This is a genomic window from Variovorax sp. GW821-FHT09B01, from assembly GCF_059418345.1.
The window spans coordinates 19,545-31,098 of the sequence record NZ_JBWKPQ010000019.1 but is presented as its reverse complement, the minus strand read 5'-3'; the positions used below and the strand labels follow the sequence as shown (position 1 = coordinate 31,098).

General features: G+C 70.5%; 9 protein-coding genes. 5 read left to right on the top strand and 4 right to left on the bottom strand.

Annotation, left to right across the window (positions count from 1 at the left end; genetic code table 11):
• The first annotated feature begins 81 nt into the window (after nucleotides 1-81).
• The 4 genes from AC07RV_RS34315 (at nucleotide 82) to AC07RV_RS34300 (ending at nucleotide 6,127) form a co-directional block, all read left to right on the top strand.
• Entirely contained in the window at nucleotides 82-2,559 is a 2,478-nt protein-coding gene (locus AC07RV_RS34315) for a DNA internalization-related competence protein ComEC/Rec2 (RefSeq protein WP_444814258.1), read from the top strand.
• Nucleotides 2,560-2,704: 145 nt separating this feature from the next.
• Nucleotides 2,705-3,562, top strand: a complete 858-nt coding sequence (locus tag AC07RV_RS34310) for an oxepin-CoA hydrolase, alternative type (RefSeq protein ID WP_296777374.1) — start codon at nucleotides 2,705-2,707, stop codon at nucleotides 3,560-3,562.
• 88 nt (nucleotides 3,563-3,650) lie between these two features.
• Complete coding sequence (locus AC07RV_RS34305; protein ID WP_093354736.1) at nucleotides 3,651-5,147, top strand: circularly permuted type 2 ATP-grasp protein; 1,497 nt, start codon at nucleotides 3,651-3,653, stop codon at nucleotides 5,145-5,147.
• 23 nt (nucleotides 5,148-5,170) lie between these two features.
• Entirely contained in the window at nucleotides 5,171-6,127 is a 957-nt protein-coding gene (locus AC07RV_RS34300; RefSeq protein ID WP_093354738.1) for an alpha-E domain-containing protein, read from the top strand.
• Nucleotides 6,128-6,193: 66 nt separating this feature from the next.
• Here AC07RV_RS34300 and AC07RV_RS34295 read toward each other — a convergent pair whose 3' ends face one another.
• Nucleotides 6,194-7,885: a sulfatase-like hydrolase/transferase gene (locus tag AC07RV_RS34295; RefSeq protein WP_492715467.1), complete on the bottom strand. Its 1,692-nt coding sequence runs from the start codon at nucleotides 7,883-7,885 to the stop codon at nucleotides 6,194-6,196.
• 106 nt (nucleotides 7,886-7,991) lie between these two features.
• The gene (locus tag AC07RV_RS34290) at nucleotides 7,992-8,468 is read right to left on the bottom strand and encodes a hypothetical protein (protein WP_296777378.1); all 477 of its coding nucleotides are present in this window, start codon (nucleotides 8,466-8,468) and stop codon (nucleotides 7,992-7,994) included.
• A 211-nt stretch (nucleotides 8,469-8,679) separates the two neighbouring features.
• On the opposite strand from AC07RV_RS34290, the gene AC07RV_RS34285 reads away from it, so the two are divergent.
• Nucleotides 8,680-9,096, top strand: a complete 417-nt coding sequence (locus AC07RV_RS34285) for an SH3 domain-containing protein (protein WP_281077245.1) — start codon at nucleotides 8,680-8,682, stop codon at nucleotides 9,094-9,096.
• A gap of 15 nt (nucleotides 9,097-9,111) precedes the next feature.
• Here AC07RV_RS34285 and glpK read toward each other — a convergent pair whose 3' ends face one another.
• Both glpK and AC07RV_RS34275 read right to left on the bottom strand, forming a co-directional pair.
• Nucleotides 9,112-10,611 (bottom strand): glycerol kinase GlpK, encoded by a 1,500-nt coding sequence (gene glpK, locus AC07RV_RS34280; protein ID WP_296777388.1) that lies wholly within the window; start codon nucleotides 10,609-10,611, stop codon nucleotides 9,112-9,114.
• Between the two features lie 7 nt (nucleotides 10,612-10,618).
• Nucleotides 10,619-11,404: a DeoR/GlpR family DNA-binding transcription regulator gene (locus AC07RV_RS34275; RefSeq protein WP_093354748.1), complete on the bottom strand. Its 786-nt coding sequence runs from the start codon at nucleotides 11,402-11,404 to the stop codon at nucleotides 10,619-10,621.
• Nucleotides 11,405-11,554: the final 150 nt, after the last annotated feature.

Genomic DNA, 11,554 nt, shown 5'->3' with positions numbered 1-11,554 from the left:
TGTCTCTGGTGAGACGCATACTAGCCCAGAAGACAAAGCAATTAGCGCGCCACGGAGCGTCGTTGGGGGAGGGTTTGCATCATGGTCGCCAAGGGTGTGCGAGACGCATCCGATGCCGTCTCGCGCGCGCGCTGCGCGTTCGTCGCGCTCGCGGCGGCGCTCGCGGGCGTGGCGCTGCAACTGCGGCAGCCGCAGCTGTGGGACGGCATGGCTTACGCGGGCGGACTGCTCGCGGGCATCGCAGGTCTCATCGGGGTTTGGCGCATGCCGCGGCATGCGCGAGTCGCCTGGGTCTGCGCCGTACTGGCCGGCGCGGCGATCGGCGCGGGGCTCGCGGGAGCGCGGGCCACGGTCTATGCGGCGGGCGCGCTCGATCCCGTGCTCGAGGGGCGCGACCTGCAGCTCGTGGGCGTGGTGTCGCAGATGCCGCAGCGCGGCGAGGCTGGAACGCGCTTCCGTTTCGCCGTCGAGTCCGCGCGCTGGGCCGACCCTGCCATGGCCGGATCCCCCGCAGTGCCCGACCGCATCGCGCTCGGCTGGTATGCCGAAGGCGCCAGCCTCTGGAACGACCCGGCCGATGCGTCCGCACCGACGCTCCTGCCCGAGAGCCCGGTGCATGCCGGCGAGCGCTGGCGCCTGACCGTGCGCCTCAAGGCGCCGCACGGCCATCGCAACCCGCATGGCTTCGACAGCGAACTGTGGATGTGGGAGCAGGGCCTGCGTGCCAGCGGCCATGTGCGCCTCGGCGCGCGCGACGAGGCGCCCGCGCGGCTGGGCCTCACGGGGCGGCACCCGATCGAACGCGCGCGCGAGGCCGTGCGCGATGCCATTTTCGAACGCGTGCCCGAGCGCTTTGCCGCGGGAGTGATCGCCGCGCTGGTCACGGGCGACCAGGGCGCGATCGACCGCGAGGGCTGGGACGTCTTCCGCGCCACCGGCGTGGCCCATCTGATGTCGATCTCGGGCCTGCACGTGACCTTGTTCGCGTGGCTTGCCGCGCACATCGTCGGCGCGCTCTGGCGCCGCAGCCCGCGGTTGATGCTGCGCCTGCCGGCGCAGCGCGCGGCACTCGTGGGCGGCGTGCTGCTGGCCACGCTCTATGCGCTGTTCAGCGGCTGGGGCGTGCCTTCGCAGCGCACGGTCTGGATGCTCGCGACCGTCGCGCTGCTGCGCCTCACGGGGCGACGCTGGCCCTGGCCGCACGGCTGGCTGCTGACCGCGGCGGTGGTGGTCGCGCTCGATCCCTGGGCCCTGACGCAGGCCGGCTTCTGGCTCAGCTTCGTCGCGATGGGCGTGCTGTTCGCCACCGACGCGGGCTGGCCCGGCGACACGCGCCCGGGCCTGCGCGCGCGGCTGTGGCGGCTGCTGCGCGAGCAATGGACGATCACGCTGGCGCTCACGCCCTTGAGCCTGCTGCTGTTCCAGCAGGTGTCGCTGGTCGGGCTGGTGGCCAACCTGGTCGCGATTCCCTGGGTCACGCTGGTGATCACGCCGCTGGCGATGCTCGGCGTCGTCGCCGCGCCGCTGTGGGACCTCGCGGCACGCGCGGTGCAGGGGCTCGGGCTGCTGTTGTCATGGCTCGCGGCGCTGCCGTTCACCAGTGTCTCGATGGCCGCGCCGCCGGCGTGGCTGGCCGCCTGCGGCGTGGCGGGCGGCGTGCTGGTCGCGATGCGGCTGCCGTGGTCGCTGCGCGCGCTGGGCCTGCCGCTGCTGCTGCCGGTGCTGCTGTGGCAGCCGCCGCGTCCCGCCCTCGGCGAGTTCGAACTGCTCGCGGCCGACGTCGGCCAGGGCAATGCGGTGCTGGTGCGCACCGCGAACCACAGCCTGCTCTACGACAGCGGCCCGCGCTACAGCCTCGAGAGCGACGCCGGCCAGCGCGTGCTGGTGCCGCTGCTGCGCGCCCTGGGCGAACGGCTCGACCTGCTGGTGCTGAGCCATCGCGACAGCGACCACACCGGGGGCGCGAGCGCCGTGCTCGCGATGCATCCGCACGCCGAGCTGCTGAGCTCGATCGAGGCCGAACATCCGCTGCAGTCGCAACGCCCCGCGCGGCGCTGCGAGGCGGGCCGACGCTGGACCTGGGACGGCGTGGACTTCGAGCTGCTGCATCCGCAAGCCGGCGACTACCTGTTCTTCACGCGGCCCAACGCGGTTTCGTGCGTGCTGCGCATCGGCAACGGCCGCGCGACCGCGCTGCTGGCCGGCGACATCGAGCGGCTGCAGGAGGCCGCGCTGCTCGAGCGCATGCCCGAACGGCTGCGCGCCGACGTGCTGCTGGTGCCGCACCACGGCAGCAAGACCTCGTCGAGCGCGGCCTTCCTCGATGCGGTGCGCCCGCGCATCGGCCTGGTCCAGGCCGGCTACCGCAACCGCTTCGGCCACCCGGTGCCCGAGGTGGCGGCGCGCCATGCCAAGCGTGGCGTGCGCCTGGTCGAGAACGTGCGCTGCGGCGCCGCGCACTGGACCAGCGCCCGCCCGGCCGAGGTGGACTGCGAGCGCGAACGCTCGCCGCGCTACTGGCAGCACCGGCCGGCCGTTGAGGTTAAAACTGTGAACTAGTTGTTAAAAATTTTCCGGACGAACCCTTGCCAGGTCGGGCGCGGCGGCGTCCCATGCGTTGTAGCGAAAGACAACGACGCAGGGGACCCATGAAATCGCATCACCGCCAGGCTTTCTTCCCGCGCTCGCCCGCGGGCACCGCGCCATGACCGCCGCCGTCCCCGCCATCACCAGCAGCCACGTCGGCACCAGCTCCGCCGCGCGGCTCAAGACGCACCGCGACGGCCCGGTGCTGGTGCTGACGCTCAGCAACCCCGGCGCGCGCAACGCGCTCAGTCCCTCGGTCTACCGTGCCGCCGCCAAGGTCATGCGCGACGCCGCGGGCTTTCGCACCGTGCGCGCCATCGTGCTGTGCGGCGAGGGCGAACACTTCAGCGGCGGCGGCGACCTGCGGCGCCTGACCCGGCAGCGCCGGCTGCCGGCCGCCGAGCAGCACGAGCACCTGGCGGCGCTGCACGACTGGATCCTCGCGATCGAGGCGGCGCCGCAGCCGGTCATCGCCGCGGTCGAGGGCGCGGCGGCCGGAGGCGGCTTCTCGCTGGCCCTGGCCTGCGACCTGGTCGTGGCGGCCGAGGACGCGAAGTTCTTCACCTCCTTCGTCAGCATGGGCCTGACGCCCGACGGCGGCGCCACCGACTCGCTGGCCCGCGCGCTGCCGCCGCAGGCCACGCTCGAGCTGCTGCTCGACGACGAGCCCTGCACGGCGCGGCGGCTGCACGGCTGGGGCGTGGTCAACAAGGTGGTGCCGCCCGGCGAGGCCTGCGCGGCGGCGATCGCGTGGGCCCAGCGGCTCGCGCGCGGTCCGTTCGAGGCGCAGGCGCGCACCAAGCAGCTGGTGCACGCGGCGCGCGGGCGCAGCCGGCGCGAGCAGCTCGATGCCGAGCGCGAGTCCTCGGTCGCCAGCCTCTATGGCGAGGAGAGCGGGGAGCGCATCAAGGCCTTCCTGTCGCCGCGCAAGAAACGCGCGGCCGACGCGGAACCTGTTCCCGAAGTGCGCGAATAAATCCGACCGTCGCCTTGGCGGGCTTGGCATCAGGGGTTCTACTGGCCTCGAACTTGCTAAGCTATGGCTCAAGGAGATTGGTCGTTCCATGCACAAATTCGACGAGATGTATGAGCAGCTCCCCTATGCGGGAGCCGCGATCCGGCAGCACTACAAGCGATACGACCAATGGCTAGCGAAGCAACCCGGCGAGGTGATGCGTTCGCGGCGCGAAGAGGCGGAAATGATCTTCCGCCGGGTCGGTATCACCTTCGCCGTGTACGGCGCCAAGGACGAGGACGGCTCGGGCACCGAGCGGCTGATCCCGTTCGACCTGCTGCCCCGGATCATTCCGGCGCACGAGTGGGACAGCATGGAGAAGGGGCTGGTGCAGCGCGTCACGGCGCTCAACCGCTTCCTGCATGACGTCTACCACGACCAGGAAATCATCAAGGCCGGCATCATCCCGGCCGAGCAGATCCTCAACAACGCCCAGTTCCGCCCCGAGATGATGGGCGTGAGCGTGCCGCACAACGTCTACTCGAACATCTCGGGCATCGACATCGTGCGCGCGCCCGACGCCAGCGGCAACGGCGAGTACTACGTGCTCGAGGACAACCTGCGCGTGCCCAGCGGCGTGAGCTACATGCTCGAGAACCGCAAGATGATGATGCGGCTGTTCCCCGAGCTGTTCAACCAGAACCGCATCGCGCCGGTGGCGCACTACCCCGACCTGCTGCTCGAGACCCTGCGCGCCAGCGCGCCGGCCGCGACGGCCGAGCCCACGGTGGTGGTGCTCACGCCCGGCATGTACAACAGCGCCTACTTCGAGCACGCCTTCCTCGCGCAGCAGATGGGCGTCGAGCTGGTCGAGGGGCAGGACCTGTTCGTGCGCGACAACTTCGTCTACATGCGCACCACGCGCGGGCCGAAGCGCGTCGACGTGATCTACCGCCGCGTCGACGACGACTTCCTCGACCCCGAGGTGTTCCGCCCGAGCTCCACGCTCGGCTGCGCGGGCCTGATGCGCGCCTACCGCGACGGCAACGTCGTGATCTGCAATGCCGTGGGCACCGGCGTGGCCGACGACAAGTCGATCTATCCGTACGTGCCGAAGATGATCGAGTTCTACCTCGGCGAGCAGCCGATCCTCAAGAACGTGCCGACCTACATGTGCCGCAACAAGGACGAGCTGCAGTACACGCTCGACAACATGAAGGACCTGGTGGTCAAGGAAGTGCACGGCGCCGGCGGCTACGGCATGCTGATCGGCCCGGCCGCCACGCAGGCCGAGATCGAGGACTTCAAGAAGGCCGTGATCGCCAAGCCCGACGGCTACATCGCCCAGCCCACGCTGAGCCTGTCGACCTCGCCGACCTTCGTCGACGCCGGCATCGCGCCGCGCCACATCGACCTGCGGCCCTTCGTGCTCTCGGGCAGCGAGGTGCAGATGGTGCCCGGCGGCCTCACGCGCGTGGCGCTCAAGGAAGGCTCGCTGGTGGTCAATTCCTCGCAGGGCGGCGGCACCAAGGACACCTGGATCCTCGAGGCCGACCGCACGGCCAAGCCCAAGACGCAGTCCCAGTCGCAGAGCCAGTCGGCCTGAGTGCAAGAAGCCCGGAGAACCACATGCTGTCCCGCACCGCAGACCACCTCTACTGGATGTCCCGCTACACCGAGCGCGCCGAGAACACCGCGCGCATGCTCGACGTCAACTACCAGACCTCGCTGCTGCCGCAGTCGGCCGAGGTCGCCAAGTACGGCTGGCAGGGCGTGCTCTCGATCAGCGAGCTGCTGCCCTCGTACAACCAGAAGTACGACCAGATCGCGCCCAACGAGGTGATGGAGTTCATGGTCAAGGACGAGAGCAATCCGTCCTCGATCGTCTCCTGCCTCAAGGCCGCGCGCGAGAACGCCCGCGCGGTGCGCGGCGCGCTCACCACCGAGGCCTGGGAAACGCAGAACACCACCTGGCTCGAGGTCAACCGCATGCTGCGCGCGGGCGACTTCGAGCGCGACCCCGGCCAGTTCTTCGAATGGGTCAAGTTCCGCTCGCACCTCTCGCGCGGCGTCACGCTGGGCACGATGCTGCAGGACGAGGCCTTCTACTTCTCGCGCCTGGGCACCTTCCTCGAACGCGCCGACAACACGGCGCGGCTGGTCGACGTGAAGTTCCATGCGCTCAACAGCGAGTTCTTCGGTGCCGCCACCGAGGAGGACCAGGAGTACGACTTCTATCACTGGAGCGCGATCCTGCGCAGCGTCTCGGCCTTCGAGGTCTACCGCAAGGTCTACCGCGACGTGATCAAGCCCGAGCGCGTGGCCGAACTGCTGATCCTGCGCGCCGACATGCCGCGCTCGCTGCATGCGAGCCTGGCCGAGGTGGTGGCCAACCTCGCGAAGGTGCAGAACGAGCAGAGCGCCGAAACCCAGCGCCGCGCCGGCAAACTGCTGGCCGACCTGCAGTACGCGCGCGTCGACGAGATCCTCGCGACCGGCCTGCATGCCTACCTCACGCAGTTCCTCGACCGCGTGAACGAACTCGGCGTGCGCATCAGCCAGGACTTCCTGGTACCGGCGCACTGAGCATCGGGCTTCGCGTCCTCGCGATCGACAGCGGCGAATGAACCTCGGGGTCCGTTCGCCACCGCCTCAGCGCTCGAACGACTCCACCGCCACCGGCAGCACGGGCGCCTCCCAGCGGTAGCCGGCGCCGAGCACGTCGCGCTCGGGCCGCTGACCGTTCCAGCGGATGTCGAGCAGGTTCATCAGCGTCCAGCCGGCCCAATCGGCGCGGAACGGTTGCGCCGATTGCTGCGGCGCGTGGCCCGCGAACGGTGTCTGCGGATGGCGCCAGATCACGGTCGGGATGCGGTAGCCCGAGGCGGTCGCGGGGCTGTGGCCCGCGCGGTCGCTGCCATGGCCCACTTCCTGGCCATGGTCCGACAGGTACATCCAGGCGCGGTGCTCCTGCGGCAAGCCCGCGCTGCGCGTCTGCTGCAGCAGCTCGGACACCACGAAGTCGTGATAGAGCAGGGCGGCGTCGTACTCGTGGCGGTAGTGGCGCACCCAGGCCGAGCGGCCGTTCTTCACCAGGCCGGTCTCGACCGCGTCGATGTTGTCGTCGAAGGGATTGGCGTCGGGCGGAAAGCGCAGGCTGTAGTGCGGATGGGCGCCCATCAGGTGCACCACGATCAGCTTGCGTTCGGCGCTGGTGTCGTCCAGCGCTTCCTGCATGCAGTCGAGGATCTCGCCGTCGAGCGAGGCGCTCGCGCGGCCCGGCGTGCGGTTGACCATGTCGACCACGTCGGCGTAGCGCGCATGCTGCTGCTCGATCGCGAGGTCGTCGTGGTTGCTGATCCACCAGACCTTGTAGCCGGCTGCGCGCGCGAGCGCGATCAGGTGCGGCGGGTTCTCGCTCTCGGGCAGGCCGAAGTGGAACATGTTGCGCAGCGCGGGCACGGTGGTGGCATCGACCGACCAGGCGTTGCGCAGCACCTCCATGTGCGCGCCCGCCTGCGCCTTGTGGGCCAGCAGGCGCGGCGTGGTCGGGCGGCCATAGCCGTAGAGCCCCATGTTGTCGCGGTTGATGCTGTCGGTGATTACCAGCACCACGGTCGACGGACCCGCGCGCTCGACCACGGGCGCGATGGCCTTGGCGCGCGCGAGCATCTGCTTGCGCGTGCGTTCCTGGTCGGCCCAGAGGCCGCGCAGCGCATGCACCGACTGCGCCCACTGCGACCAGAAGGCCACCGGGTGCAGCCGGCGCCAGGGCTTGCTGGCATAGCCGACGCAGGCGACCAGCAGCAGCACGGCGATCAGCGCCGTGGCCCAGGCCGGCGGGCGCGTGCGCGGGCCGTCGTTCGCCGCGGCGGCACCGCGCCGCGCGAAGGCCGCCACCAGCAGGGCGGCCGCGGCCGCCGCGCCGCTCCACAGCAGCGCCGAGCGCCAGTGCATCTGCAGGTACTCGCCGCTCTCGCGCGCATTGGTGTTGGCCGCGGCGCTCAGCACCATGGCGCCGTCGGGCGCGGCCTGGTAGGTGTCGAGCAGGTAGGCGCGCAAGGCGCCGTCGAAGGCGAAGGCCAGGGTCCAGGCGCAGGCCAGCACGGTGCGCCAGCGGCGCACGCGCGCGCTGCGCACCGGCCAGGCCAGCCACAGCACCATCGGCAGCGCCAGCACCGCGAGCTGCGCGATGCGACGCCCGTCGTGGCCGAGCACGATCACCGCGAGCAGGGTGGCCGCCACCACGCCGCAGGCGAGCAGGCCGTTGCTGCGCGCGGTATCGGGGGAGGGAATGGCCGGCGCCTGGAGCAGGTCGGGGGCTTGGGCGGGCGGCGGGGTCAAGCGGGGCAGACGAAGGATGGGTCGCGGGCGGATTCTGCCGCTCCGCGCCGGCGTCGCCGGCAGTGCCCCCGCCGCCCGCGAGGACTTCGCCCGTCCCCGAGGAAGGCTACGCGGCCGCGGCGCCCTCGCTGATCTCGCGGCAGTTCATCTGCAATTGCTGGAAGTGCGAGCGCCAGGCGACCGCATCGATCCAGCGATCGAGGTCGAGCTTGAGCCGGACCTCGCGCTCGCCGTCTTCCAGGTGCTGCGCGAGCTTCACGCGCAGGCCGCTGCCGGTGGGCTGGGTGGCGATCTCCACGCTGGTCTCGAGCAGCGGGATCACGATGCGCTGGACCTGGCCGGCCTCGCGGCGCTTCTTGAGCACCACGTGGCAGTCGTCCTGGCTCACGAGCTTGCGGTGCACGGTGCCGCTCGCGGTCGCGCCGAGCGCGAGGTAGCCGTTGAGGGCGCGCAGGTGCTGGTCGCCCGTCATGTGGCGCACGTTCGGCGCATCCTCGCTCGGGTAGCCGTCGGTGCAGCCCGACACGAGCAGGCCGAGGGCGAGCAGCGCGGCCGTGGCGGCCCATGCAAGGGGGCGCGGCACTCGCCGCGCACGGTCGTTTCGATGATTCCTGGGAGGCGGAGGCATCGCGCAAGTATCGACCAGCCATCGATCGGTCGCGGAACTTCTGCGGCGCACGCGGCCCAGAAAGGCTCGCGCCGGCCTCGCCGGCCCTCTGGAAAACCCTTGCGCTCGAGAAAGGAAACCCTCCTCCATGAACGGATTCAGCCGACTGCCCGCACTCCTCCTCGTCATGACCCTGCTGCTCGTCTCGGCCCCGGCCGCATGGGCGCGCGAGATGGTCAGTTCCGCGGTCAAGACGCTCAATCTGCGCAGCGGCCCGGGCGTGGGCAACCCCGCGCACTGGACCGTGACGCACGGCTATCCGTTCCAGGTGCTCCAGCGCAGGGGCGACTGGCTGCAGGTGCGCGACTTCGAGGGCGACCGCGCCTGGGTCTACCGCTCGATGACCAACAAGGTGCCGCACCGCGTGGTGAAGGCGCAGGTGGCGAACCTGCGGCGCGCGCCGGGCGCGCGCAGCCCGATCGTGAAGAAGGCCGGCTACGGCGACGTGCTGCGCACGCTTGAGCGGCGCGGCAAGTGGACCAAGGTGCGCCACGAGGGCGGCGCGGTCGGCTGGGTGGCGACCAGCCTCACCTGGGGCTGGTAGGCCCGGCCCAGGCGCTCAGGCCTGCGTGGCCTGGCGCACCGCGCGCTCCCAGCGCGCCATCGATTCCTCGGCCTGCGCGCGGCCCATGGTGGGCATGAAGCGGCGCTCCACCTTCCACAGCTTGGAGAGCTGGCCGACGTCGCCGTAGACGCCGGTCGACAGTCCCGCGAGGTAGGCCGCGCCGAGCGCGGTGGTCTCGACCACCTCGGGCCGCACCACCGGGATGCCCAGCAGGTCGGCCTGGAACTGCATCAGCAGGTCGTTCACGCTGGCGCCGCCATCGACGCGCAGCTCGGCCACCGGCTTGCCGCCCGCGGCCACCGCGTCGCGGCTCATGGCTTGCAGCAGCGCGGCGCTTTGATAGGCAATGCTCTCGAGCGCGGCGCGCGCGATGTGGGCCACGGTGGTGCCGCGCGTGAGGCCGGTGATGGTGCCGCGCGCGTCGGCGTTCCAGTAGGGCGCGCCCAGGCCGGTGAAGGCCGGCACCATCATCACGCCGCCCGCGTCGGGCACGCTCTCGGCCAGCGACTGCACCTCGGCGCTGCCCTTGATCGCCTTGAGGCCGTCGCGCAGCCACTGCACCACGGCGCCGCCCACGAACACGCTGCCTTCCATCGCGTACTGCGGCTGCGTGCCGGTCTGCGCCGCGCTGGTCACGAGCAGGCCGTTGCTCGAGGGCTGAAAGGCCTCGCCCGTGTGCATCAGCAGGAAGCAGCCGGTGCCGTAGGTGTTCTTGGCCATGCCGGCCTCGAAGCAGGCCTGGCCGAACAGCGCGCTCTGCTGGTCGCCGGCCACGCCGCCCACCGGCAGCGAGCGGCCCAGCAGCGCGGCGTCGGTGTCGACGAAGTGCGAGGCCGAGGGTTGCACCGCCGGCATCAGCGCGGCGGGGATGCGTAGCGCCGCCAGCAGCTCGGCATCCCACTGGTTGCTGTGCACGTTGAACAGCATGGTGCGCGAGGCATTGCTCACGTCGGTCACGTGCTTGCGTCCGCCCGTGAGCTGCCACATCAGCCAGCTGTCGATGGTGCCGAAGGCGAGCTCGCCGCGCTCGGCCTGTTCGCGCGCGCCGGGCACGTTGTCGAGCAGCCAGCGCAGCTTGGTGCCCGAGAAGTAGGCATCGATCACGAGGCCGGTCTTCTCGCGGATGGTGTCGGCCAGGCCCTCCTCGCGCAGCTGCGCGCACAGCGGCTCGGCGCGCCGGTCCTGCCACACGATCGCGTGATGCACCGGCTTGCCCGTCTTGCGGTTCCACAGCACGGTGGTCTCGCGCTGGTTGGTGATGCCGATGGCATGGATGTCCTCGGGCCGCAGCTTCGCCTTGGCGATGACCTCGCGCGCGGTCGCGAGCTGGCTGTCCCAGATCTCGAGCGGGTCGTGCTCGACCCAGCCCGGCTGCGGATAGATCTGTTTGAGTTCCTTCTGCGCGATGGCCACCACGTGGCCGCCGCGGTCGAACACGATGCTGCGCGAGCTGGAGGTGCCCTGGTCGAGGGCGAGCAGGTAGGTGGTCGTCATGCGGGAGTCATTCCTTCGGGGTCTGATGGGGCCGGGCGATCTCGAGCCGCACCTGCGCGTCGCGCAGCAGCGTCGGGAAGGGATCGGGCGGTTCCGCATCGGTGAAGAGGCGGTCGATCTGAGACAGGGTACCGAGCTGGATCATCGCGGGGCGGTTGAACTTGCTCGCGTCGGCCGCGAGCCAGACCTCGCGCGCCTGCGCGATGATGGTCTGCGCCACCTTCACCTCGCGCAGGTCGAAGTCGCGCAGCGAGCCGTCGGACTCGATGCTCGACACGCCGATCAGCGCGATGTCGACCTTGAACTGCCGGATGAAATCGATCGTGGCCTCGCCCACCACGGCGCGGTCGCGCGCGCGCACCGAGCCGCCCGCCACGATCACCTCGCACTGGCTGTTGCCGCTCAGGATGGTCGCCACGTTCAGGTTGTTGGTGATCACGCGCAGGCCGCTGTGGCGCATCAGCGCCTTCGCGATCGCCTCGGTCGTGGTGCCGATGTTGAGGATCAGCGAGCAGTCGTTCGGCACCAGTTCGGCCACGCGCCGCGCGATGCGCGCCTTGCCGTCGGCATGCAGCGTCTCGCGCTGCTGGTAGCCGATGTTCTCGGTGGTCGAGCTCGGCACGCGCACGCCGCCGTGGAAGCGGGTCAGTAGGCCTTCGTCGGCCAGCCGCTGCACGTCGCGCCGCACGGTCTGCAGGGTCACGCCGAGCATGTCGGCGAGCTGTTCGACCGTGACCGAGCCGCGCGCGCGCACGGTGTCGAGGAGATTGATCTGGCGAGGGTTGGAATTCACTGAGTGGGGGCGAAAACGAATGAAAGTAAGCCGAGAGTACGCAAAAAAACACGGGGTGGCCGGTGACCCGGCGTTGGGCGCGTCACTTTATAGAACGAAAAAAAACGAACATCTCTAAGGGAAAACTCGGAGGAAAATCGCGCCATAAGG

Bases quoted from the DNA above. Each gene is read 5' to 3' on its own strand.
- glpK (WP_296777388.1), bottom strand. From the start codon at position 10,611: ATGACGACCACCTACCTGCTCGCCCTCGACCAGGGCACCTCCAGCTCG.
- AC07RV_RS34315 (WP_444814258.1), top strand. From the start codon at position 82: ATGGTCGCCAAGGGTGTGCGAGACGCATCCGATGCCGTCTCGCGCGCG.
- AC07RV_RS34300 (WP_093354738.1), top strand. From the start codon at position 5,171: ATGCTGTCCCGCACCGCAGACCACCTCTACTGGATGTCCCGCTACACC.
- AC07RV_RS34305 (WP_093354736.1), top strand. From the start codon at position 3,651: ATGCACAAATTCGACGAGATGTATGAGCAGCTCCCCTATGCGGGAGCC.
- AC07RV_RS34285 (WP_281077245.1), top strand. From the start codon at position 8,680: ATGACCCTGCTGCTCGTCTCGGCCCCGGCCGCATGGGCGCGCGAGATG.
- AC07RV_RS34310 (WP_296777374.1), top strand. From the start codon at position 2,705: ATGACCGCCGCCGTCCCCGCCATCACCAGCAGCCACGTCGGCACCAGC.